This window comes from Gracilimonas sediminicola (assembly GCF_024320785.1).
GTDB classification, from domain to species: Bacteria; Bacteroidota; Rhodothermia; order Balneolales; family Balneolaceae; genus Gracilimonas; species Gracilimonas sediminicola.
The window spans coordinates 230,367-256,539 of record NZ_JANDBC010000001.1 but is presented as its reverse complement, the minus strand read 5'-3'; the positions used below and the strand labels follow the sequence as shown (position 1 = coordinate 256,539).

At 45.5% G+C, this 26,173-nt stretch carries 16 protein-coding genes; 12 read left to right on the top strand and 4 right to left on the bottom strand.

Annotated features, from left to right (window positions below):
* Window positions 1-13 precede the first annotated feature (13 nt).
* The 3 genes from NM125_RS01315 to NM125_RS01305 all read right to left on the bottom strand — a co-directional run bounded on the left by NM125_RS01315 (window position 14) and on the right by NM125_RS01305 (window position 5,759).
* On the bottom strand, window positions 14-2,350 hold the full coding sequence (locus NM125_RS01315) for a S9 family peptidase (RefSeq protein ID WP_255132082.1): 2,337 nt from the start codon (window positions 2,348-2,350) through the stop codon (window positions 14-16).
* A 414-nt stretch (window positions 2,351-2,764) separates the two neighbouring features.
* Entirely contained in the window at window positions 2,765-5,116 is a 2,352-nt protein-coding gene (locus tag NM125_RS01310) for a S9 family peptidase (RefSeq protein ID WP_255132080.1), read from the bottom strand.
* A 136-nt stretch (window positions 5,117-5,252) separates the two neighbouring features.
* Complete coding sequence (locus NM125_RS01305; RefSeq protein ID WP_255132078.1) at window positions 5,253-5,759, bottom strand: PH domain-containing protein; 507 nt, start codon at window positions 5,757-5,759, stop codon at window positions 5,253-5,255.
* A 95-nt stretch (window positions 5,760-5,854) separates the two neighbouring features.
* Here NM125_RS01305 and ccsA (NM125_RS01300) point away from each other — a divergent pair, with 95 nt between their 5' ends.
* From ccsA (NM125_RS01300) to NM125_RS01275, 6 genes are all read left to right on the top strand, one after another.
* Window positions 5,855-6,511, top strand: coding sequence for a cytochrome c biogenesis protein (gene ccsA / locus NM125_RS01300; RefSeq protein WP_255132076.1), 657 nt, complete (start codon window positions 5,855-5,857; stop codon window positions 6,509-6,511).
* A 30-nt stretch (window positions 6,512-6,541) separates the two neighbouring features.
* A complete protein-coding gene (locus NM125_RS01295) occupies window positions 6,542-6,784 on the top strand; it encodes a CcmD family protein (RefSeq protein ID WP_255132074.1) in 243 nt (80 codons plus the stop codon).
* Entirely contained in the window at window positions 6,781-7,176 is a 396-nt protein-coding gene (locus NM125_RS01290; RefSeq protein WP_255132072.1) for a cytochrome c maturation protein CcmE domain-containing protein, read from the top strand. The genes NM125_RS01295 and NM125_RS01290 overlap by 4 nt, the downstream gene beginning before the upstream one ends.
* 9 nt (window positions 7,177-7,185) lie before the next feature.
* Complete coding sequence (ccsA, locus tag NM125_RS01285; protein ID WP_255132070.1) at window positions 7,186-9,684, top strand: cytochrome c biogenesis protein CcsA; 2,499 nt, start codon at window positions 7,186-7,188, stop codon at window positions 9,682-9,684.
* 41 nt (window positions 9,685-9,725) lie between these two features.
* The gene (locus NM125_RS01280) at window positions 9,726-10,433 is read left to right on the top strand and encodes a hypothetical protein (protein WP_255132068.1); all 708 of its coding nucleotides are present in this window, start codon (window positions 9,726-9,728) and stop codon (window positions 10,431-10,433) included.
* 153 nt (window positions 10,434-10,586) lie between these two features.
* The gene (locus tag NM125_RS01275; RefSeq protein ID WP_255132066.1) at window positions 10,587-11,441 is read left to right on the top strand and encodes a 3-hydroxyacyl-CoA dehydrogenase family protein; all 855 of its coding nucleotides are present in this window, start codon (window positions 10,587-10,589) and stop codon (window positions 11,439-11,441) included.
* A gap of 547 nt (window positions 11,442-11,988) precedes the next feature.
* Here NM125_RS01275 and NM125_RS01270 read toward each other — a convergent pair.
* Window positions 11,989-12,642, bottom strand: a complete 654-nt coding sequence (locus NM125_RS01270; RefSeq protein ID WP_255132064.1) for a hypothetical protein — start codon at window positions 12,640-12,642, stop codon at window positions 11,989-11,991.
* 27 nt (window positions 12,643-12,669) lie between these two features.
* On the opposite strand from NM125_RS01270, the gene NM125_RS01265 reads away from it, so the two are divergent.
* From NM125_RS01265 to NM125_RS01240, 6 genes are read left to right on the top strand one after another with little or no spacing between them, the layout of a single operon-like run.
* Window positions 12,670-14,253, top strand: coding sequence for an NFACT RNA binding domain-containing protein (locus NM125_RS01265; RefSeq protein WP_255132062.1), 1,584 nt, complete (start codon window positions 12,670-12,672; stop codon window positions 14,251-14,253).
* Complete coding sequence (locus NM125_RS01260; RefSeq protein WP_255132060.1) at window positions 14,250-14,813, top strand: shikimate kinase; 564 nt, start codon at window positions 14,250-14,252, stop codon at window positions 14,811-14,813. The genes NM125_RS01265 and NM125_RS01260 overlap by 4 nt, the downstream gene beginning before the upstream one ends.
* Window positions 14,806-15,897 carry a 3-dehydroquinate synthase gene (gene aroB, locus NM125_RS01255; protein WP_255132059.1) on the top strand — a complete coding sequence of 364 codons (1,092 nt, stop codon included), beginning with the start codon at window positions 14,806-14,808 and terminating at the stop codon, window positions 15,895-15,897. The genes NM125_RS01260 and aroB overlap by 8 nt, the downstream gene beginning before the upstream one ends.
* Window positions 15,897-20,609, top strand: coding sequence for a translocation/assembly module TamB domain-containing protein (locus NM125_RS01250; protein WP_255132057.1), 4,713 nt, complete (start codon window positions 15,897-15,899; stop codon window positions 20,607-20,609). The genes aroB and NM125_RS01250 overlap by 1 nt, the downstream gene beginning before the upstream one ends.
* A 10-nt stretch (window positions 20,610-20,619) precedes the next feature.
* Window positions 20,620-22,791, top strand: coding sequence for a ribonuclease R (gene rnr, locus NM125_RS01245; protein WP_255132055.1), 2,172 nt, complete (start codon window positions 20,620-20,622; stop codon window positions 22,789-22,791).
* Between the two features lie 18 nt (window positions 22,792-22,809).
* Window positions 22,810-26,166: a peptidase MA family metallohydrolase gene (locus tag NM125_RS01240; RefSeq protein ID WP_255132053.1), complete on the top strand. Its 3,357-nt coding sequence runs from the start codon at window positions 22,810-22,812 to the stop codon at window positions 26,164-26,166.
* Window positions 26,167-26,173: the final 7 nt, after the last annotated feature.

Below are 26,173 nucleotides of genomic sequence, written 5' to 3'. Positions count from 1 at the left end.
GTTCAATGTTCAATCAGTCTTCCGGAAGATTAAAGTCGATCACATCCGGGCGGTAATCACCTAACAGGTGCTCAGCAAAGTAATGCCACATCATGCGCTGGAAGTAGGGATTGTATGGGCCAAATCCATGTCGGCGGCCGGGTAAAATCATCATGTCAAAACGCTTACCGGCTTTGATGAGGGCATCAGCCAGGCGGATGGTATTTGCAGGGTGAACGTTGTTATCCATATCGCCATGAACCAGAAGCAGGTGCCCCTTAAGGTTTCCGGCCAGTTCGGCATTCGATTCAATGGGCGCGTCGAAGGTGATTTCTTCCTTCTCCACTTCCACACTGTCTTCGTTCATTTCCTTCACGGTCTTGCGCTTCTCTTTTACACCGTTATGAACTTCACTCCACCAAATATTATAGATGTTGTTGTCGTGATTCCCTGCTGAGGAAACGGCAACATCATAAAAATCAGGATAGGTGAGGAGGGCAGCGGTACTCATAAATCCACCACCGGAATGCCCGAATATTCCCACTTTGTCCTGATCAATAAAAGAATGGCGGGAAGCCAGTTGCTCTATCCCGTACTTATTGTCTGCCAGGGGATAATCACGCATATCTCCATACCCGAAGTTGTGGTAATATTTAGAGCGAATCGGGCTTCCCCCGCGCTGACCAAAAGCTACAACCACAAATCCCAGTTGCGCCAGCGATTGATTTCTCCCGGTGGAACCGGTTACGGAAAAACTGGTAGGGAAGGGTTCGGTCTGTGGTCCGGGATATACATAACTGATAATCGGGTAGTCCTTTTCAGGATCAAAGTCGAAGGGTTTCCAGATTACACCATATAAGTCGGTAGCACCATCGGCAGCTTTTACGGTAAACTCTTCCGGCGCGCTCCAGCCAATATCCTCGGCAGCTGTCATATCCACTTGTTGTAGCTCCAGAATAGCTTCGCCGTTTCCATTTCTGACAACTGTTTTGGTAGGCATATCTACCCGTGAGTAGTTATCCACGAAGTAGTTTCCTTCTTCAGAGGCATTGATATTATGATTGGCATCTTCCGGTGTCAGGTGGCGGAGTCTTGAGCCGTCAAAACGAACGGAGTATAAATTTTCGAAATAGGGGTTTTGTCCGTCTTCTCGCCCATAGGCTGTGAAGTAAATGGTTTTGGCAGACGTGTCAATTTTAGCAATATCCCCTACGGTATAGTATCCGGAGGTAACCGCATTTTTCAGGTTTCCATCCGAATCATAACGGTAAAGCTGTCCCCATCCGGTTCGCTCACTCCACCAGATAAATTCTTCTCCTTCGTTAATGATTCCCAACTGCGCATAACGCGTATTGAAATAGGGCTTACTCTCTTCCGACCACAGCACTTCAACATCACCGGATGTGGTATTGGCTTTCAGCACATCAATCTTGCTCCAGGTTCGGTCGCGGCGCAGAATGTAGAGGTAATCCGACTTTTGGGTTTCCCAAATTCCGCCATCATTAAAATAAACACCACCCAGCGACTGATCTTCCCATTTGTCGGTATCCAGGGTTACGGATGTTTCTGCAGCAGGATCAAATACCTTGATTTCATCCACGTATATATCCTCTTCACCGGGCATCGGGTACTTATAGGTCTCGAGCTCCGGTCGTTTACCAAGCGAGTTAATCACCCACAGCTCATCCACTTTTCTCTTATCCTGACGCTTCACCCATAATTTCTCCGAGTCTTCAAACCAGTTGGCTCGAGAACGCAACCTTTCGTTTGAGGTGGTGTCACTGTCATCAGCCTGATAGCTGAACCACAGCTCACCATCATCGGTAAGCTGAATCTCGGTACTATCTTCATCATCAGCTCGCATTACATACAGGTCGTGATTTTTAGCAAAAGCAATCCAGGTACTATCCGGAGAATAGGTAGCCCAGTCTTCTTCTTTTTCCTCACTTAAAGAATCGCCCTTCACCAAACGGTCTCCATTCAGGTTAAAGGTGAAATTGATGCTGTCTACATGAAAGGTGAATCGTTCTTTGTCGGTGTCGTAATCGAAATCATTCAGGTCAAGATCCTTGGAATTGAAGGGCCGGTTAAACGTTTCAGAAAGCTGTGCTGCAAGCTCATCACGGTCAAACAGTTCTCTTTGTGAACCGCGTGCAGCATCCACGAAGTACCAGTTTGTGCCTTCCGCATTTTCAAAGGGATACCAGAATGTATCCGTGTCTTCAATCCACCGGGGCCAAACGAAGGTATCACCGATGAGTTTTTCCATTTTCTCTCCGGTGAATCGCTCAGCGGCTTCAAAGTTGGCCTGGCCAAAGGCGTAAGAGGTTCCAATGATCAAAAGTATAAACAGGGAAAAGAGACGTTTCATAGAAATTGAATAAAATTACCGTGGATATTTGCACGCTTAATTAAAGAGATATTTTTGTAAAAAATTCATAATAGTTCAGGGAATTTTTTAAAAAAGAATTGCACAAAAAAAGCCGGCCTCCTCTGGAAACCGGCTTCTATTAATAAATTGAAGTTATTAAAAGATATGTCATCTCTGGCCTGACCAGAGATCTCCCTAATACACTCATCAGGCCTAAACAGGCAGATCGCGGATAAAGTATTTCCGCGATGACGTTCAGCCCTAAGAAAAAGCCCAGAGAACCTCCATGCGTTCGCAGATCCTTGGAGCGTTCGGTGTTTGAAAAACTAAGAACCGGGCAACGCCTGGAGGACTTACAGACGCTCCAAGTTAAATTCAACGTTCAGCCTTGGATATTCCTTGTTGGATGTTCAATCAATCTTCCGGCAGATTCATATCCACATTACTTCGGTAATCACCCAAAAGATGCTGAGAGAAGTAATACCACTTCTGCCGCTCAAAGTACGGTTGATAAGGTCCGAAGCCATGACGGCGGCCGGGCAGTATCATCATATCAAACCGCTTGCCGGCTTTGATGAGGGCATCAGCCAGGCGAAGGGTATTCGCCGGATGAACGTTGTTATCAATGTTACCATGAACTAACAACAGGTGTCCTTTCAGGTTACCCGCCAAATCTGCATTCGATTCAATCGGGCCGTCAAAAGTGATTTCTTCTTTCTCCACTTCCACGCTGTCTTCGTTCATCTCTTTAACAGTTTTTCGGGTTTCTTTCACTCCGTTATGAGTTTCGCTCCACCAGTGGTTATACACGTTATTGTCGTGATTACCGGCAGAAGAAACTGCCACGTCATAAAAGTCAGGATAGGTAAGCAGTGCAGCCGTACTCATAAAGCCACCACCGGAGTGACCGTAAATTCCAACACGGCTTTGGTCAATAAAAGAATGGCGCGAAGCCAGTTGTTCGATACCGTATTTATTATCAGCCAGCGGGTAATCTCTTAAATCACCATATCCGTAGGTGTGATAATAGCGGGAGCGAACCGGACTGCCACCACGATTTCCAAACGCCACTACCACAAAGCCAAGCTGAGCCAGCGCCTGATTACGGCCGGTATAACCTTGAAGCGAAAAGCTGGTTGGGAAGGGTTCGGTCTGTGGACCGGGATATACATACGAGATAATGGGGTAAGACCGGGTAGAGTCGAAGTCGAAGGGTTTCCACATCACGCCGTAGAGGTCGGTGGCTCCATCCGCTGCTTTAATCCTGAATTCTTCCGGAGCTTTCCAGCCAATGGCTTCAGCTTTACTCATATCCACTTCCTGAAGGGTCAGTATCACTTTCCCGTTACGATCACGAAGAACCGTTTTGGTAGGCATGTTCACGCGGGAATAGTTATCTACGAAATAGTTGTCTTTATCGGACTCAGAAATGCTGTGATCAGCATTTTCAGGGGTGAGGTGTTTGAAATTCGAACCATCAAAACGAACACTGTACAGGTGTTCGTAGTAGGGGTGATCACCATCACGGCCATACCCTTCAAAGTAAATGGTGTTGGCCGCAGTGTCGATTTTCACAATATCGCCCACCACAAAATTGCCGGATGTAATCCGGTTCTTCAGGTTACCTTCAGAGTCGTACCGATAAAGTTGTCCCCAGCCGGTTCGCTCGCTCCACCAAATGTATTCTTCACCATCATTGATAATGGCCAATTCCTGGAAACTCCAGTTGAAATAAGGCTTGCTGGTTTCACTAAGCAGAACTTCGGTTTCCCCGGTTTCGGTATCGCCGATCAGGATGTCCACTTTATCAGAAGTTCGGTTCTCACGGTAGATATATAATTTGTCGGAGGGGGTGGATTTGTAATCACCGGTCTGATGATCCCCGTAGTTGGCTCGCAACTCCTGATCTTCCCACTTATCCGTATCCATGATCACACGCTCGCGGCTTGCTATATCAAATACTTCGACCTGTGAAATGCCTATTTCTTCTTCGCCGGGCATGGAGTACTTATAGGTTTCCAGTTCAGGTCGTTTTCCCAGACTGTTTATCACCCAAAGCTCATTTACTTTACGGTCATCGGTACGTGTGATGTATAGTTTGCTTTCATCATCAAAAAAGTTGGCATTGGTTCGCAGGCGCTTGTTGCTGGTGGTATCGCCTTCATCGGCCTGATAGCTGAACCAGCGCTCACCGTCATCGGTAAGCTGGATTTCGGTGCTGTCCTCATCATCCGAGCGAATCAGGTAAAGATTGTGGTTTTTGGCAAAGGCAATCCAGGTGCTGTCGGGGGAGTAGGTAGCCCACGGTTCCCGTTCTTCTTTTTCAAGGGAATCGCCTTTAATTAAATTATTTCCATTCAGATTATAGGTGAACTGAATACTGTCAACATGAAAAGTGAAGCGCTCTTTGTCGGTGTTGTACTCAAAGTCTTTCAGGTCCAGGTCTTTGGCATTAAACGGACGCTCAAAAGTTTCAGCCAACTGTGAAGCCATTTCCTCCTGGTCAAAAAGCAATCGCTGGGAAGGACGCTCGGCATTCACGAAATACCAGTTTTTGCCTTCATCGTTTTCGTAGGTGTACCAGAAATTGTTGGTGTCCTCAATCCAGCGGGGCCATACCGAAGTATTCCCGATAAGTTTTTCCATTTTATCACCGGTGAAACGTTCAGCGGCTTCAAAGTTGGCTTCTTGGGCAAGGGGTGCTGTAGAAAAGAAAGCAGTTATAAAAACTGCTAATAAAGCTGATTTCAGTAAAGTAGTATGCATAAAAGTAACCTGAATGTTTTGATTAGGCGTCCAATAAACGACTTAATTTTGTAAAACACTGTCATAATTGAGGGGCAGGTATAATTTTCTTTAGATAAGAAAAGGGAGAATACCTAAAGTGGAAACGGAGGCCTAACTACTGCAGCTTTTCCTTTTCAGCTTTGAAATCTTCGTCAGTCATAAGTCCCTGCTGCCAAAGTCCGGTGAGATATTCCAGGCGATCCATAGAGCCGGGTTCGTATTCCGGTTCCCGGGGTTTGGCTTCTTTCTCGGCTGCAAGTCGTTTAAGCTCGGCTTCAACGGCTTTTTCTATAGATTGGCTGATGGCTTCCGGGTTTTTAAGTCCGATAAGCTCAACTTCACGGCCGCTGGTTTTGAGGATAACCGAGCCCACCCCAAAGCGCTTCTCACCGGCTACTACCTTGCGGATATCGGCCAGGTCAATATTCTGGGATATATGACCATCAACCACGGTGATCTTCCGGTCAGTGATGGTATAGGAAATTCCATTCTGTGCTTTCCGGGTTTTCCAGATCAGGTAAATTCCCACTAAGGCCGGGATCAGAATCACCCCAAAAAAATACTGCCAGAAAAAAGCTTTCCAGGAGGGAGTGAGGGTGATGGATTTTTGGTTGTTACTCATAACAGGTTTTACAGATTATATACTCAAAAAATGATGGGTAAATTCGTATATTTTACTCAGACAACGTAGCCATAGTTAATAAAATTCGCATACTATTGAAACCCTGGAAATACGTAGTAGCCGGCTGGATGACCCTCGTTATCGCAGGCGGTTTTTTGATAGAAATTCCTGATATCCCCATTCTCGAACAGACGGCACGCAACATCTTTTTTCACGTACCCATGTGGATGACGATGTTCGTTCTCTTTTTGATCAGTTTTTGGTACAGCATTAAATATTTAAATGAGCCGGAAATCGAGTTTGATATGAAAGCCTCATCGGCGGCGACGGTGGGTGTGGCTTTTGGCGTATGCGGATTGTTGACCGGTTCGCTCTGGGCTCGTTTTACCTGGGGATCGTGGTGGACGTTCGCCGAACCAAAGATGAACCTGGCTGCACTGGCATTGATGATTTATGTGGCTTATTTCATGCTCCGGTCGGCTTTTGATGACGAACAGAAACGCGCAAAATTAGCCGCCGTTTACAATATTTTTGCAGTTACCACCATTCCTTTTTTGTTGTATGTGGTTCCGCGACAATTAACAAGCCTGCACCCGGGAGCAGATGGAAATCCTGCTTTCAGTGAGATAACAGCCGATGAACTTCGCTATATTTTATACCCGGCATTTATCGGATTTATAGCTCTTGGATACTGGATCTACGATGTGGTTCACAGGTATAAAAAGGTTCAATTCGAGATCGAGAATTCATAAGTTTACAGTCTAAAATAAATTCAAAAATTGATGCAAGAAGATTCACTCGCTGCCGTTGACACCCTGACTCAAGCTTACTCTGATAACTGGAGCGGAGCACCCGGGGCAGAAGAGGCCGGCGCATTTATTCAACTTATGTCTTCAAACGAATTAATATATGTAGTGTTGGGAGTGAGCCTGATCATATGGCTGGTACTCCTGTTTTTTCTATTCCGGGTAGATAAAAAAGTGAGCAAACTGGAAGAACAAATTCAATCATCAAACGACGCATGAAACCAAAACTAATTATAGGAATTGTAGCCATTGTTGGGTTTACCTCTCTGTTGATGTACAACTTTGGTGAAAGCATTAGTACCTACACAACCTTTGAAGGCGCATCTGAAATGAGCAGTGCCCACATCCCCGGTACATGGGATGAAGAAAAGGGAGCTGAATTTTCTCTGGAAACCAAAAAATTTGTTTTCTACATGAAGGACGAAGACGGCGTTTCTAAAAAAGTGGTGTACTCCAAGCCCAAGCCCAATAATTTTGAACAGGCTGACCAGCTGGTGGTCATCGGTGAAATGAGAGGCGATACTTTCTACGCAAACGAAATGCTGATGAAGTGCCCTTCTAAATACAACGATGCCGACCCAAGTCAATTCAGCGAAGCTTCTCAGGGATAACGCAAATCTATGTTAGGAACCGTTGGTAAAATCCTGATCTCCGCCTCTTTCGTTACTTCTCTGGCGGCTATGATCTTTTATTTCATTTCGGCGAACCGGGATGAGAACCGAACTCTGCGCATCGGAAACTGGCTGTTTGCTGTAAAAGCAGCTTTTCTCGTCGTTGCTTCCGGTATTTTGGTGTACCTGATCTTCCAGCATCAGTTTCAGTACTATTATGTGTTCAACTACACCAGCCTTGATTTAGCTCCACGCTATCTCTGGTCGGCTTTTTATGGCGGACAGGAAGGCAGCTTTATGCTTTGGATTCTGATTTCCGCCTTCTTTGGTTTTGGGTTGATGAAATGGACGCGAGCCCCTTACAAAGCTCCGGTGTTATTCTTCCTTACACTCACCCAGGTATTCTTACTGTCTATGTTGTTAGGCTGGGATATCTTTGGGTTGAAACTGGGGGCATCTCCATTCCGAACCATCGCTGAAGAAATGCCGAATGCGCCATTCCTTCAGGCCAACCCCGATTTCATCCCACAAGATGGAAGCGGATTAAATGATTTACTCAAAAGCCCCTGGATGATGATTCACCCGCCCATTTTATTTGTGGGTTTTTCAATGATGACCATCCCGTACTGCTTTGCCATGGCCGCACTGTGGAAACAAAAGTATAATGAGTGGATTGGCCCTGCTTTACCCTGGACCCTCAGCGCAAATGTAGCTTTACTGACGGCCATTTTTCTCGGAGGCTATTGGGCATACGTCACGCTTTCCTTTGGTGGATACTGGGCCTGGGATCCTGTAGAGAACGCATCCCTGGTCCCCTGGTTAATCGGGACGGCGGGCATTCACACCATGATTATTCAGCGAAAAAGTTCCATAGCTCAGAAGTCATCCATTCTTTTTGCTATTCTGGCTTACGTGGCGGTTGTCTATGAAACCTTCCTGACCCGATCCGGAATTCTGGGAAGCTCATCCGTACACAGCTTTGTGGATCTTGGATTGTATAATCAGCTCCTGGCATTTATGCTTGTTGTAACACTATTGGGACTGGGGCTATTTTTCTGGAGATATAAAGAACTTCCTTCCCCCGAAAAAGAATCTAAATTCCTCAGCCGGGAGTTTATGACGGTTACCGGGGCTATGCTATTACTTATCCTTGGTTTGGTAATTATTCTTGGAACCAGCTCCCCGATCATTGGAAAGCTGTTTGTTGAGAATCCAACCCCACCGGAAATCAGTTTTTATAATGACTGGAGTATGCCCATTGCCATGGTTATGGCGATTTTCACCGTGTTGGGGCAGTATCTGTTTTGGAAGAAATATGACGCAGAATCACTGGCTTCAGCTTTAATTAATCCATTGTTGGTAACCAGTGCAGTGACCATTCTCTCCATCATTCTTGGAGATGTACGGAATATCTATTACATGGTGTACCTGTTCTGCGGATATTTCGCTGTGGTAGGGAATGCCTGGGTGATGGTTCGCCTTGCTTTTCAAAATCCTAAACTTGTTGGTGGATCTCTTACTCACGTGGGCTTTGGATTATTGTTGGTGGGAATTTTGGCATCGTCAGCGTACAACTCCTATCTCGTGGATCAAAAAACAGCCAATTACAATGCTGCAGTTGAACAGGGAGAGGTAACGGACGAGCAGGGCTTCAAAGTAACTCAAAAAGAGGAAATGTTGCTGCTGAACCTGAATGAGCCCGTGCTCGTTGATAACCGATATATGCTGACTTACGAAGGGTATGAGCTGGATAATTCGGTGCGTCGCGGTCAGCAAACCTACCGAATCAAGTTTGAACCGGTTGACGGCGGCAAGCCTTTTTATATGAACCCGGAAGTCTATCCGATGCTTACCACTTCCACCGCCGAAAACATACAGTGGTCGGTAGATCCCGATGTGAGAACAGGATTGTTAAGTGATATCTATCTATATGTGGGTGGTAGTTCGTATGTACAGGAGCAAAACGACCGTGCTGCTGAAAACCGAAGCATGATGCAGAATGTAGCCGCTCAGGATACCACCGCCGATGATTCTCCTGAAGTGCAGAAAATTAAATTCAACCCGGGGCAAACCGTTGATGTGGGTAAATTCAAAATCAGGTTTGTGGATTACGCCCGAACCGATACTTCAGAATTACCTCCAAATACCTCCATTGGCGTACGGGCCCAAGTCGAGTTGATACATCCGGCAAGCAGCAGGGTTATAACTCTTGAACCATTATTTGCCGTTTATAGTCAGGATGGACAAAGCTACATTTACTCTCCACCGGCACGAATTCCTGATTTTGACCTGGAGTTTCAATTCACGGAAATCAATCCCCAGGAAAACAACATTGAGTTAACCATAACCGGCCTCGAAGAAGAATATGAGCCGGAATGGGTACTAATTGTAGCCGATGAGAAACCCTTTATATCGGTAGTTTGGGCCGGCACCTTTATTCTTATGGCTGGATTTAGCATTTCTATTTTCCGACATTGGGGCAGAGAACGGAAGAAGAACGCTGAGTAAAGAACATCGAACAAGGAACACCGAACGTTTAAAACCAGAGTATGAGAGCATGTATTAGTAAGTATTTCAGGCAAAAAAATACTTCAGCGTTCGTTGTTGGGTGTTGGGTGTTCCTGCTGATTTTTTCGGTAGTATTTTCGGTTGAAGTTCAAGCGCAGGTTCAGCAAAAAGATGATCTTCCATCGCCTAAAGGGGCATTCTTTCGGTCTTTGGTAGTTCCGGGATGGGGACATTACTATGCCGAAAACGATAACTGGAACCGGGGTAAATATCATCTGGCGGGAGAAGTGGTGCTGGTGCTCTCATATTTTGGTTTAGATGCCCGAGCCAATTACCTGGAACAAGATTATTTCACCTTTGCTGAAGCACGGGCCAACACCGATTTATCGGGCAAGTCGAGAGATTTTATCATTGCGGTGGGAAATTATGATAACCTTGCTGCCTATAACGATGCCCAACTCCGGACCCGAAACTGGGATCAGGTTTTTCCTGAGTCATCCGAATACCAATGGAACTGGGAAAGCACTCAACATCGCTTTCAGTATCAGGATGCAAGGGAACGGGTAGAACGTAACCGCAGTCAGCTGCCAACCCTGGTTGCCCTGATGGTGGCTAATCGCTTGGTAAGTGGAATCAGTGCCTTCATCCATGCCAGAGATCTTGTCGATAACACCCCGGAAGCCAGCTTCAGCTATGTGAATACTTTTGGCGAGCCCGGGATAACAGCCAATCTTCGATTCAACTTCTAAGCTTTTCTTCGGTTGGTTACTAAATTGAGTAACATCCTTAAACGAACTAATTCAGGGTGGGAAGTTTTTGCAAAAAATGAACTCTGGTTCCTTGAAAAACGCTTCCAAAAGCCCTAATCTGATGAAAATTAAAACTGAAAATAACCGGACAAAATGGACGTAAAGAAAGTAGCTGTGATAGGCGGCGGAACAATGGGAAATGGAATTGCGCATGTATTTGCAATGAATGACATTTCCGTAAATCTCATCGAAACCAAACAGGAATTTGCGGATAAAGCCGTGGCGACCATCGAGAAGAACCTGGATCGCATGGTGAAGAAAGAAAAGATCGATGAGGCTAAGAAATCAGCAACTATGGATGGAATCAGCATCTTTCTGGATGTTGAAGAAGGAGTGAAGGATGTTGACCTGGTTGTTGAGGCTGTTCCCGAAAATTTTGAGATCAAGAAAACAGTTTGGGAAAAAGTAGATAAAGCTGCTCCTGATCATGCTATTCTGGGATCAAATACGTCTTCTATTTCTATCACCAAGCTGGCGGCTTTAACATCGCGCCCGGAGAAGTTTATCGGGATGCACTTCTTTAATCCCGTTCCGGTGATGAAGCTGGTTGAGATTGTACGCGGACTCCAAACCGATGATGAAACCTATGAGATAGTTAAAGAGGCTTCAGAGAAATTGAATAAAGTGCCGGTTCCGGTTAATGATGCTCCCGGTTTTGTGAGCAACCGCGTGCTGATGCCCATGATTAACGAGGCCATCTTCTGTGTGGGAGAGGGCGTTGCCACAGCCGAGCATGTAGACGAAGTGATGAAGCTGGGAATGGCGCATCCGATGGGTCCGCTAAGACTGGCAGATTTTATCGGTCTGGATGTATGCCTCGATATCCTGAACGTGCTTTACGAGGGCTTCAAAGATCCGAAATACCGCCCGGCTCCTCTGCTGGTGAAAATGGTGGATGCCGGCAAACTCGGCAACAAAACCGGCGAAGGGTTTTACACCTACGACTGAGTAAGCTAAGCCTGATTCTTAAACCAGTCGGTCATTGCTGTAGATGTTAGGTAATTCGAGGAGCCGGCTTAGCCAAACGCAGGAACCGTATGCATAACGACGAAGCAATTTCCCGGTAACGGCAAAGAGTCCCGACAAGGAGATCGCCGCGTCGAATACCTATTTGATCCTATAGCAAAACCAGGCTCCTCGCGATGACAAAAAAAAAAGAACTTCCGGCTAGGTAATAGATCTTTGTTGTGAAATGTTTTTTAGGACATCTTAAGGAAAGATTTCTTTTCAAAATGTTACGCTTAGATTGATCAAGCCAATCTTTCAATCCCATAAATCAAGGTTCAAAAACTTAGGAATCTTGATTGGCTTGATTTCAGGATTACCATGATTGTCATTCAGAGCGACAGTGCCTGTCTTTCGCAGGTAGGATGAACCTTTGTTATGAAATGCTTACCAACCAGTAAGAGCAAAGATCCTTCTGGAGTACCCTCAGGATGACTCTTTTTTACGGGTACCGAGGCTCTGCATCGATGCCAATTCGAGCGGGCTGCAATTACGCGGCTACCGAATCATCGAGAATTTCATCGGCGAGGTAAATAACCCGGTTGGCTTTAAGGAGTAAATCCTGCAGCTTTCGGCTGACCAAATGCTGAACTTCTTCCAGGCTTTTGGGGGAAGTCAGTTCGTATTGGAAGTAAGAGATAAGGTTAATGGCGGAGAGGTAGCGGCCGTTCTCATCCCCGTCAATTTCGATGTGCCAGCGGGTAATGATGTCGTCTTTAGCAAGCAGTTCATTTACTTTTTTACTGATGGATTCCATCCATCGGCTGGCTTTCTCGATGCGGTAATTACCGGCTTCTCCCGGTATTTCGGGTTGACAGCGGTCAATATCAAACAGCCAGCTCATTTCAACATCGATGGTAGGAGTGACGGTTGATTTAGTTAGGGTTTCAATCTTGAGAAACGGATGACTATTCATACCTTCCAGCTCTTTGGCCATAGTTGTTTCTCTAAAGCTGTCCCAGTCAAAATTAATGGAAAGCGAATTCATGAAGTTTGAAACTTTGTCCAGACTAATGATTAATTCTAATCCGGTGGCATGAATCTTATTATCTTCCCAGGTCCTGAATTTCTCGGCTTTAATCCCTCTTTTCCCCAATTGTGTTTCTACGGTATTAACAATAGAATTAAATATTGGATAATGCATGAAACCTGTATTTTCCCCTCAAATTAAATGAACTATTACGAGCTAATATATCTAAAGCGAGAGCTTAAAAACAAGTTAACTGCCGGTAAAATCGAGCAGGCGGTCAGTCCATATAAAAACTATTTGGAGTTTTTTGTACACACAGAGGCCGCTAAACACCGATTATGCTTCAGTTCAGCCCCGGGAAATATTGCTCTTTATTTAGACAGTTTTCGGGGAGCAAAAAAGAGCAACACCATCGATTTTTTTGAGAAGATTTATGGCGTTGAAATCACCGATGTAACCATTCCGGAAACCGACCGGTGGCTGTTTATTCATTTTGAAGACGGGCACAAGCTGCATTTCAGGCTGTTCAGCAATCGCGCGAATGTGTTTCTTTCCAAAGAGGGGGAGATCATCGAGGTATTTAAAGAGTACGATGAAACCGAAGAGGAACCTCCAAGTCCTCAGAAACTGAATGTATATGAGATTGAGGAGGACATCAGCCGAAAAAGCACCAAGAATAAAATAGTGGCTATAAACGCGATGTTCCCACGGCAAAATATTCAGGAGCTGACTGATATTTATGACCTTGATGAAGCGGGGGAGGAGGAGCTTCAGGAGTTCGTTCGTAAAGTTTGTGATGAAATGGAAAACAACCCCTTCCCGCGTCTTCTGGAAAATGGAGATACCACCCTGCTTTCCGAAGAAACACTGCCAGTTAAGACGGAAAAAGAGTTCGATAGTGTAAACGATCTTATTCTCTATCGGTACAAAAATTACTCCCGGGATCAGCGGCTCCGTCAACGTAAGTCATCCCTCCTTAAAAGCCTGAAAAGAAAAATTAAACGGACCAAATCAGGCCTCCAAAACCTTGAGCAGGCCGATAAAGGGCTGGAACGGGCTGAGAAATACGAGCAATGGGGACATATTTTGATGGCCAATGCTCATCTCGGGGATGTCAACAAAGAAGAGATCGAAGTGGATGACCTGTATAATGAAGGCGAAAAGGTAACCATCCCACTTGAAATTGATCTGGATATAGCCGGGAATGCCCAGCGGTATTACAAGAAGTCGGCCGGTGCGGAGAAATCGTATGAGGAAGCCATGAAGCGCATCCCCATCATGCAAAACGAAAAAGAAAAGGCAGAGCGTTTGTTGGAAGAAGCGGAGGAGATCACCAACCTCTGGGAGTTTAAGGATTGGGAGAAAGAGCGCGAGGAAGAGCTGAAGGAGTACAGAAGTCAGGATAATTCGGGTGACGAAGAACAGCTGCCCTTTCACACACTGGAGGTGCAGGGCTATCCGGTATGGATCGGGAAGAATGCCAAAAGCAACGATACATTGGTTCAGAAAGCCCACAAAGAGGATGTTTGGATGCACGCCCGCGGTGTTCCCGGCTCTCACCTGGTCATCAGAATGGGGAATGACAAAGGCATGCCTGAAAAGAAGGTGCTGCTGGAGGCTGCTTCATACGCTGCCTATAATTCAAAGGCAAAAGGATCGAAGCTGGCTCCGGTGATCATCACCAAAAAGAAATACGTGCGCAAACCCAAAGGTTCGCCCCCCGGTGCGGTAGTTGTGGATCGGGAAGAGGTGGAAATGGTGACTCCTAAAAAACCTGCGAAATGAATTCTTACCGACTGCAAAAATTTAAAGACAGTATGTACCTGTGTGGCTTCATGGCATCCGGGAAAAGCACACTCGGCAAAGCCCTGGCCGGGAAGCTGGAGCGGGAATACCGCGACCTGGATGAGGTTATTGTTGAAAGGGAGGGCAAAAGCATCCGCGCCATCTTCGATGAGCACGGAGAGCACTACTTCCGGGAAAAAGAGTGGGAATACCTGCTTGATCTGACCCGTAATTTCAGAGGAGTGGTGTCGCTGGGCGGGGGAGCCCTGCAAAATCAGCGCATTGTTGATCACCTGAAGGTGAACGGGTTGCTGCTTTTTGTGGATACGCCTTTGGAACAAATAACCGACAGAGTGCTGCAAAGCGATGAGCGCCCGATTTTGTTTAATAAGGACGGAAAAATTAAATCCAGGGATACTCTCTTTACAGAGCTGAAAGCCTTATATTCAGGTCGAGAAAAATTCTACAAACAGGCTCAGGTTGCAATTAAAACACCGTTATTTTCATCTGTTGAGGAAATGACGGAAGCGGCCATCGAAAAAATTACCCGGCATGTCTGATTCTATTTCAGTCCAAACTTCCACGGAAGATATTTACGAATTGCACTTTGGCTACGATTTAAGTGCAGAACTGGAGGAGTTTGTACAGCATTACGGCTCCGCAAAAGCCTTTTTGATGGTGGATGCTTTTGTACTGAAGCATCACCGCACTCATTTTGAGAAGGCACTGAAATCTCACTTTAACGAGCTTCACATTTTTGAAGTCCCCCGGGGAGAGCAGGCGAAGAACATCGAAATCTATAAGCAGGCCGTCGATTTTGTTTTAAGTGAAGGTGCCGAAAGAGGAACACCGCTGATCGCGATTGGTGGCGGAGTAACCGGTGATCTGTCCGGCTTTGTGGCAGCTACGGTGTTACGCGGACTTCCGCTCATCCACATTCCAACCACTTTGCTGGCTATGGTGGATAGCTCGATTGGAGGGAAAACCGGCATCAATCATCATACCGGGAAAAACCTGGTTGGTAGTTTCTATCAGCCTGCGGCGGTATTTGCAGATGTTAAATACCTCGAAACCCTCCCGGAAAAAGAATGGGTAAATGGACTGAGTGAAGTGCTTAAATACGGAATGATTCACAGCCCTGAAATCCTTGAGCAGGTAAACACGTTGATAAAGGAGAATACCTTTGTTGACGGGAAGTCCTGGTTGCCCTTGATTCAGCAAAGTGCAAAGATTAAAGTTGAAATTGTAGCTGAAGATGTACTTGAAGCCGGGAAGCGGGCTTTTTTGAATTTCGGCCATACTTTTGCTCACGTTATTGAAAAGCAAGGTGACTATAAGTTGTATTCCCACGGTGAGGCCGTTTATGCCGGAATGATTGCCGCCGTTCACGCTTCCAATTCTTTAGGTGCTAATATTGATTTATCCAATTTAATGCAGTTCAAGCCGTTGTATAAGCTGAATTTGAATGAAGTAAAGGCCTCCCCGGAAGAATTGGTGTACCTCATGAAAACCGATAAGAAAGTGAAAGACGAGCAAATACAACTCATCTTACTGAAGGAATTAAGTTCTCCCTACGTTTATAAAGTATCCGACACTGCCTTTGTGCAACGGGCCTGGGAACACACGCTAAACATTTTTACATAGTGGCATACATACGCTGGTTACATAAATCCTGGAATATTTTCTGGACCTTTATCGGGGTGCTGGTGTTGACAATTGCCCTCGTTTTTGGGGCAGCTTTTGGGTTGATGCAGCTTCAGCCGGTAAAAGATCAGGTGGCTGTGGAACTTCAGGACCGGTTCAGTCAGAATTTTGAGGGTGTGCTGAGCATTGGTCAGCTTGAAGGCCTCTTGCCGCTCCGTATGCAAATGAATAACGTTAAAATTTACCCGGATTCCTCGGAATTCCGGCCGGTATTTGAGACGAGCTCCATCAATGCCAGTTTGGATGTTTGGTCTCTGCTCAGGAACAGGGTGGTAATTAATGCACTTCAGGTAGAATCGCCGAAAGGAGTTGTGGATCCGGAATCTGAATTTTCTTTGGATGAGGCTTTTAAACTGAAATCAAACCTTACAGCAGGATCGGTAAGTTCAGAAAATGAGTCGGGCTCGGGTTTTCAGATTATCATTCCTTCTGTAATTGTTCGGGATGGTAACTTTGTGGTGCGGAATGCCTTTGAAAATCCAAACCGGGTAACCTCTTCCGATAGCCTGAACATCCGGAATGTTCAGATGGATATGTTTTTTGAATTTACCAACGATCAGCGATTTGTAGATATCAACCGGATACAGTTTGATGTGCCTGAATTTGATATCCCAACCGTTGAGTTATTTGGTCAAATTTATAACGACTCCCGGTTCCTGGAACTGAATGCTCTCAATATTAAGTCCGGTAATTCAAGCGGTCGGTTCAGCGGTGAGGCTGAAGGGGTGAATATGCTGGATGGAGGAGTTCAACAACAGCTTAAAGAGGCTACCCTTAGTTTAACTGTGGATCGATTGGCGCTGGAAACATCCTATATCACCCGTTTTTTCCCTGATGTCCCTGAGCTTCAAAGTGATATTAAAGGTAAACTGACCGGTGAAGGTACGCTCGACTCCCTGTATTTCAGCACTGTTGAACTGAGTATCGGAGAAAGTTTTGCAGATTTAAATGGTACCGTAAAAAATCTTAGAAGTGTTGATAAGCTGTCTTACAACGTAAGCCTGGAAGCAGTTGTTTTGGCACAAAAAGAGCTTGAGCTTGTAAGCTCGGCACTCACCACTGCGCAGATCGACGCCTTAACCTCCACCCGGTTTGAAGGGGAAATTTCGGGTACTACAGACACCACCTCAACGAATATCATGGCTCAGAATATGGAGCGTGGGCAGTTTCAGGTTGACGGGGTTTGGAACTGGGGTAACCGCATTGGTTTTGATCTCAGCTTCAATTCCGACTCCCTTGATTTAGGAAATTTGATTGACCCCCGAATACAATCTACCGATTTAACCCTGAATGGGGAGATTAAAAGCACCTCTTTCAACCTGAGAGAAAGCGAAGGCGGACTGGTAATCAGATCACAACAGGGGGCATTTGACAACCGCCGGTTTAACCAGGTTGTGATATTGGCAAACTGGAACGATGGTTTGATTGAACCGGATATCAGAGCGGAAGTAAATGGGGCGCTTTTAACCACAAATGGTACTATTGACCTAACCACTTCGATTCCGTCCTACTCTTTAAAAGGTGAAGCCGGTAATATATTTCTAAATGAAATTGTGCAAGACAATCGCATGCGGGAAGTGTATGCGGATATGGAATACGATCTGAGCTTAATGGGCAAAGAGTGGAACGACTTGTACGGGCAGGTGAGCCTTGATATTACCCGTGCAGTGGCCGGGGATGATACACTGGGTCGCCACCAAATATATGTTGATTTCAACGAGCCCGATGCCCAACAGCGAATTCTGCGTTTGACCTCTACCGCCTTTGATGCCACCGTGCAAGGGGATTTTGTGCCGGCCGATTTGCTGGTTCTAAGCGGGCAGTGGAGCCGGTATTTTACCAACCGGGTGAGGGAAGAAATCGCTTTTGATAGTTTGACGACCATTAAAGATTCCACCCAAATCAGCCGTAACCAAAACCTAACTATCTCCGGGAGATTGAAAAACCTTGGGTTGATTACCTCATACTTCCCGGATTTCCCACGTATTTCAACTTCTGCCCGCATTAATTCTACGGTGAATGTGAATTCTCAGCGGCTGCTTTTTAATGCTACCCTGGTAGATAGTAAGACGAGAATCCGGGACTTCGAAGCCGACTCTTTAATGATACAAACCACCGGGGGCTTCCGCAGGGAGGCGGACCTGAAAGACTTTTCCGGTCTTCAGTTTCAGGCCAATGCAGCTCAGATTGATTATAACACAGTAGTAGGCAGGGATTTTGATTTTGCGGCTAATTTCAACCAGGATTCCGTTGAGCTGAGAAGTAATATTCGAGAGTTAGCCGATGATGCTTCATTCTCGTTCCATGCCGGAGGGGATATTTCCGAAGAGGCAATTTCATTATTCATCCATGATTTCACGCTGGGTACCGGCACCTTTAGATGGGCTAATGACGGAACTCCCATGCTTCGCTATCAATCGGATGAAAAACTAACGCTGAAAGATTTTGTCTTTGAAAGTGACTCCCAGTTTGTTCAGGTAAACGGCACCTTCAGCAGCTCAACGGAAGATTCGGTAAACTATAACATTGGAGAAGTGAACCTGGGCCGTCTTTCAGATTTGATAGGAGGAAGAGTCAGGTTTGGGGGAATTGTAAATGGGAAATTCACCACCCGAACGCTGACTACCGTGCCGACCATACAGGGTGAAATTGATGTTGAAGCCTTTAACCTGGACAACACACTTTTCGGTGATATCCTGCTCACCAGTAGATACAATCAATCCTTAGACCGTTTTGATACCAATATCTCCGTAAGTACGGATTCGGCCAAGTATCCCCAATACTATGCCAACAACGATCGTAAAGGGCAGAACTTTAATATAGACGGGTACGTCCTGGCTCCAAAAGAAGGTAATTTTCCGGCAGTCGATTCGCTTTATCAGTTTGACATAGAGTTTGAGAATATTGACATGTGGATTTTACCGTACATAGGTCCGAAGGTGTTTGCTGAAGCCGCGGGGCTGGCTAACGGAACGGGTAAAATCTGGGGAAATCTGGAGAACTATGATTTTGAATCAGAATTTATTGTGGGTACAGAAGACGCCGCTTACATCCGCCCCCAATTTCTGGATACCTACTACTATGCACAGGGCAGCCTAACCTTTAACCGGTACGAAGGCTTCACTTTTAATGATATTTACTTTATTGATCCTTCGGGTGGTAGTGCCATTCTGAGCGGTTTTTATGATTTGAATAATTTTGGCCCAACCGACAGCCTTCGGATAAGCCTGGATATGGATGAGTTTCAGTTCCTGAACAGCTCCTTCGACCCAACCGTAGCGTTTTTTGGACAGGCCTATGGCTCCAGCACGGTCACCATTTCCGGTACCAATATGAATCCGGTGCTTCGGACGGAACAGCCCATTGTTATTTCGGATTTTTCACAGATTTCCATCCCTTTATTAGAGGAAACGGAATTCAATGAAGACAACCGGTTTATACGTTTCGTGAATTCTTTTGATGTGGACGATCTACGGTCAGGGGTTAATTCCACTAATTCCCGAAATCGAATTAATGACGAACAGGGCCAACCGGAGGATGAGCTTACCTTTGCTGAGCGTTTTACTTTAGATCTGCAGTTTGTGGCAACCAACCCGATGACGGTGCGGCTGATTTTTGATCCGGTTACCGGCGATATCGTAACTGCCGATGGTACCGGTCGCCTGCGTATTTTGCTGGAAGACGAACAGGTATCCATGTTTGGCCGTTTTGATATCACAGGCGGGAACTACCAGTTTGTGAGTGGCGATATCTTTACCCGCCGGTTTGAGCTGGAATCAGGCGGTACCATTACATGGGAGGGAGATCCGGCAAATGCAAGCCTGAACCTGAATGCCATTTATCGTGCCCGGCCTGATATCAACACCCTGAGCAGCACCGGTTCCAGGGATCCTGAAAACGCCCAACGGGTGCCTGTAGAATTAGTGCTGAATATCGGTGGAACCCTAACCAGTATTGAAAACAATTTCTTTTTCCGTTTGCCCAATACCTTTGAGTCGCAACAAAGCTCAACGCTATCCACCCAGCTGGCCTCCATTAACAGGGATGAAAGCCTGAAGTTAATACAGGCCACCAACTTTATGCTTATGGGAGATTTTATACCGGTTTCTTCAGCGGGTGACCCTCAAGCCAATCCTTTTGGAGAAAATTTATCAGGCAGTGCGGCGGTACTGAATCCGTTGCTTTCGAGCCAGGTTATTAACCCATTGTTATCAAATCAGGTAAATTCGTTATTGAACAGTGATTTGAGTAGTTTAGATGTAGATTTTAACTTAAATACATATAACCAAGTTGACCTTGGAGTTGCGCTACGGCTTTACAATGACAAAATAATACTCCGCCGGGAAGGACAAATCACAGGAAGACAATCAAATATTGGAGATCTTGGTGCTACCTTTAGAATAAACCGCACCTTTGCAGTAACGGCTTTCCACCGCCAGGATCTTACCTTCGGAACCATTAGCAGCACCGAACAATCACAACAATCTCAGGAAATAAATGGGGTAGGCCTTGAAGCCAAAGTAAGTTTCAATACCTGGGATGAATTTTTCAATCGGTTGCTTTCGCCTTTCAGAAAGCTATTTGGCGTTAAAGAAAAAGAACAGAATCAAGAAGAAATAACAGAAAACATAGAGGGATCAGATCCCGCATAAGAATATTTGAATGAGTAGTAAGAAAGACAGACTAAGTAAATTTGAAGACCTGGTTGTTGATTTATTGAAGAACAACCCCGACGGTAAGCTAACAAGAGAGCAAATTATTAGCGTACTTCGGTTAGAAAGTAACAATGAGATAAAACGGCTGGACAAAACACTGGGCCGGCTGGCTAATCAAAACACCATCAGCCGAAAAGACAATTATGTTTTTCTTGGGAAAAACACCAGGAAGAAGGTAAAGAAGTCCTCAGGTTCGTCCCATGTTGTAGAGGGAAAGATTGATATCTCAGTCCGCGGAACCGGTTATGTAATTACCGATGAGCTGGACCAGGATATAATGATTTCATCCCGCGATGTAGGAACGGCTCTGAACGATGATAAAGTTCGGGTTAAGATAACCGGGCAGAAAAAGGGCTCCGGCCAACCCCGGGGTAAAATTCTGGAAATACTGGAACGTGGAAAAGACTTTTATGTAGGCACGCTTACAAAAGTCAGTAAAGAGAATTTCGTGATTGAGTCGGATAAGAAATCGGTTCATACCAACTTTTTTGTACTTCCGGAATTTGTAAATGGAGCTGAGGATGGCGACAAGGTTATTTTTGAGCTGGTCGATTGGGTTCACCCCAAAGCGTTACCGGAAGCCCGTATCAAATCGGTTTTAGGAAAATCAGGTTCAAATGATGCCAATGTATTATCCATACTGGCTGAAAATGACATGGTTGCTGAATTTCCCAAACAAGTAGAGGAGTATGCTAACCAGATTCCAACCGAGATTCCCGAAGAGGAATGCCACAGACGCCGGGATTTAAGAGACGAGAATGTGTTTACCATCGACCCGGAAGATGCCAAGGATTTTGATGATGCGCTGAGTATTAAAAAGCTGGATAATGGAAACTATTACCTGGGGGTTCATATTGCTGATGTAACGCATTACCTAACCCCAAAAACCGTTCTGGATGAAGAAGCACACAGCCGGGGAACAAGCGTATATTTAGTGGATCGTGTGATTCCTATGCTCCCGGAAGTGCTGAGTAATGGTGTGTGCAGTTTGCGTCCTAACGAGGACAAGCTGACTTATAGCTGCTTCATGGAAATTGCCCCGAATGGCAAGCTGGTTGATTACTCTGTTGAGGAAACCGTGATTCATTCCAAACAGCGATTTACTTACGAACAGGCTCAAGAAGTGATTGAGGGTAAGAATCACAAATATGCCAAAGAGGTGAAGCTGGCGGAAGAGTTAGCCCGCATACTCCTGGACAAACGATTTCGTGAAGGAGCCATCGATTTTGACACGCCCGAACCCAAGTTTGTTTTAGATGATAACGGTAAGCCGCTCAAAGTAATTTTGAAGGAACGCATTTTTGCCCATCGTCTGATTGAGGAATGCATGCTGATGGCTAATAAAACCGTGGCTATGCATGTAGAGGAGTTACGTAAAAAGTCAGATAAGAAGCGCTCAAAAGACTTGTATCCATTTTTCTACCGGGTACATGACAAGCCGGATCAGGAGAAACTGGCTTCCATAGCGGAGCAGGTTAAACCCATAGGAATCAAGTTTGATCTCGGGGATAAAATCTCTCCTAAAAAGATCAACGACCTTCTCAAAAAAGTGGAAAATACAAGCCTGGAGTATATCGTTAACGGACTGATGCTCAGGGCAATGGCTAAGGCTGAATATTCACCGAATAATCTCGGTCACTTTGGGTTGGGTTTTGGACACTATGCACACTTTACCAGTCCCATTCGCCGTTACCCTGATGTTATTGTGCACCGGCTTCTAAAAGGTTACAATTCAGGAGCCAGGGTTTACACCCACGATCAGCTCAAAAAAGATGGAGAACATTGCAGTGAGCGCGAACGTGTTGCCGTTGACGCTGAACGTGACTCCATAAAACTGAAGCAGGTTGAGTTTTTAAGCGGTAAAACCGGTGAGAAATTTGATGGAATTATCAGCGGTGTGATGGAACGGGGAATTTTTGTGAACCTAAAAGACATTTACTGTGAAGGAATGATAAGAATGAGCGATCTGAAAAGTGATTATTTCGTTTTCAATGAAAAGCGCCATGCCCTGGTAGGCCGCAAGAGCGGAAAACAGTTTCAGCTTGGCGATGAAATCCGGGTTTATGTTAAAAGTACCAACTTGGAAAAACGACAAATCGACTTCGGATTAGCCAAATAACTTTTAATACTCTCTATTATGAAAGTTAAAATTAGTTCAGTTGTATTACTCGCTGCAATAGTATTTATGTCCGGTACACCGGCTCTGGCTCAATATTATTCGTTTGGTAAAAACAGGGTGGTGTACGAGGATTTTGAATGGCGCTACATTCAGTCCAAGCATTTCGATGTGTATTACTACGGAGAAAAGAACTATGAGCTGGCTGAATTTGGGGCGAAAAGTATCGAGTCGGCCTACAAGCAACTGTCCGAAGATTTTAACCATGAGATATCCAATCGTATAACGCTCATCGTTTATGATTCTCATAACGATTTCTCCCAGACCAATGTAGTGAATTTGCCTACTAGCGCAGAGGGAATTGGCGGGGTGACCGACAAAATGAAAAACCGTATGACGGTCCCTTTTACCCACGATTATGCTGACTTCCGGCGAACCCTGCATCACGAACTGGTTCATGCCGTTTTTAATGATATGTTTTACGGCGGTACCATCAATTCCATTATCCGAAATAATATTCAGCTTCAGTTTCCGCTTTGGTTTGAAGAAGGCCTTGCTGAGTACACCGCCTTAGGCTGGGATACGAATACGGATATGTATGTTCGGGATGCGGTAATCAACAACTATTTACCTCCGCTTCAGTACCTGGGCGGGTATTATGCCTACCGTGGTGGTCAGTCATTCTGGAACTTTGTGGTTGAAGAATACGGCCGCCAAAAAATTGCTGAAATATTACAGCGAATTAAAACCACCCGCAGTGTCGAGGTAGGTTTGCAGCAGTCGCTGGGATTGAATTTTGAAGAACTGGATAAGGCCTGGCAAGATGCCCTTCAGGAAAGATACTATCCGGAAGTTGCTGAAAGGGAACGAGCCGATATGATCGCTAATCAGCTGACTGAACGAGGGCAGTACGGCTCCTATAATACCAGTCCTGCCATATCTCCGCAGGGCGATAAAGTGGCTTTCATCACTAATAGGAGAGGATATTTTGATGTTGTAGCCATCAGTGCTATTGATGGAAGAAAACTAAAGACGTTGATCAGGGGAGAAGATAATCCTGAGTTTGAGGAACTGAACATTTTGAATCCAAATATTGCCTGGTCGCCGGATGGAAATCAGATTGCGATATCAACAAAATCGAAAGGAAGAGATGATATTGCCCTGATAAACTACAACACCGGTAAAATTAACAAGCTGAAGTTTCCCAACCTGGACGCCATTGCTTCCATTGCCTGGTCGCCGGATGGCAAGAAATTAGCTTTCGATGGTAATATTGGCCCTTACCAGGATATTTTTGTGTACAACCTCGAAACCGGAAAACTGATTAATGTTACCGGCGACTTCTTCTCAGACATGCAGCCGGCCTGGGGTACGGATTCAGAAACCCTGTACTTTGTGTCAGACCGGGGTGAGAAAGTAGCACTCCACAATTATACGCTCAGTTATGATTTGTTAGGTGATGAAAGCATCTACCAAACCGACATCTTTCGGGTAAACCTGAACTCCAGGACTACAGCCACAAGGCTGACCAATACGCCAACATGGAGTGAAAAAGGCCCGCAAACAACCAGAGACGGACGCTTGGTTTATATCTCTGATGAGAACGGAATCCTGAACGTTTATGAATACAACCTGGATACCCGTACATCGGCCCCGTTAACGAATCTGCAAACCGGTACTTCTCAAATCTCGATAAGCGGTGACGGATCACGATTGGCTTTTAACTCTATCAATGAAGGATATCTCGACATTTTCTTGCTGAGGTCTCCACTCAGCAGGGAAAAGGCAGGCGATCTCTCCAAAAATTACTGGGCGCAACGCAGGGCTTCAGAAAGTAAACTTACCCGGGTTCCGGCTATCCGGTATGCTCAGCAATTATTTGCCGATGGACTCAGCCTGGAAGGCGAACGCGTTGCTATTGCTGATGAAGAAGTTGAGCAAGCCGGTGAAACCGAGACTGAAGGGGAAGAAGGTACCGGTGAAGAAGCACAGCAGGAGCAGGTTGAAGAGGAAGAGTCTGACGAAATCGACTTCAGAAATTATGTATTCAGTACGGAAGTTATGGAGGATACCACTCTTGAACTCGAGGACGTAAAAAGTTTCACTCCGGAGAATAACATTACAGACGACGGACGTTATCAGCCCAAGAATTACCGCCTCAAGTTTTCCACGGATATTGCATATAACCCCACTTTTGTAGCTTCCACTTATGGCTCAGCTGCTCAAACACAATTTATCATCAGTGATCTGCTGGGAGACCATCAAATTGCATTGGGAACCAATTTTGTAACAGACTTGCGAAACAGTGATTATTCCATTCAATACGGATACCTGAAAAACCGAACTAATTGGTTTGGTTCATACTTTCATACTTCCCGAAGATATCAGACTATTTTTGGGGAACTTATCCGTTTTCGGACATTCGGTGGCTCTGTAAACGCTCAGTATCCATTTAACAAGTTTAAGCGAATTGATTTTGGCTTTTCCGCAATGGGCATAACCCGGGATTACAGTTCGGTCAGTGATCGATTTGCAGGTTTGTCAACGAATACCAATCAACCCGACAATCAGCGAAGCCTGTTTATATACCCGGAAGTTGTATTTACCAACGATCGGACCCTGCCAGGATTTTTAACTCCGAGAGGTGGGCGCAGGTATTCTATAGGGATTTCGGGCAGTCCTGGTGTGGGAGAGAATGCCCCACAATTTGGATCTGTTTTGGCTGATTTCAGACAATACATAGGCCTGGGACGAAGTGGGCAGTATTCCATCGCTCTGCGGGCATCCGGCGCCACTTCCATCGGCCCCGACAAGCAAACCTATTTTATGGGTGGCCGGCTTGGCTGGATTAACCAGCAGTTCAGTAATAACGGACTTTCCTTTGATAAGCTGACGGACAGTTTCTTTACCGTTCCTGCTTTACCGGTTCGTGGATATGCCTATAACAGTATTTATGGAAGCAATTTCTCATTAATTAATGCTGAGTTCCGTTTCCCTCTTTTTGCTGCTGTTGTTCCCGGCGCACTCCCGATTCTTCCATTCTATAACATCACGGGAGCCGCTTTCCTTGATGTTGGTACTGCATGGGGCGAGCGAATTGACTACGGCTTACTGGACAACGGAGAACGTGTGATCAATGATGCTAAGCTGGACTTCAAAATTGCTGAGGAAAGATTCAGTGATGAAGCAGTGACTCCACAAGGTCCCGTACAGTTTGAAGCTCCATACTACGACGGTGATATTCTGATTGGGGCCGGGTTTGGATTGAGAACCATCGTTTTTGGTCTGCCTTTCAGGTATGATGTTGGATGGCCATACGGCAGAGAAGGGTTTGGAGACGATCCCATCCACTACTTCTCCATCGGCATAGACTTCTAAAGAGTGT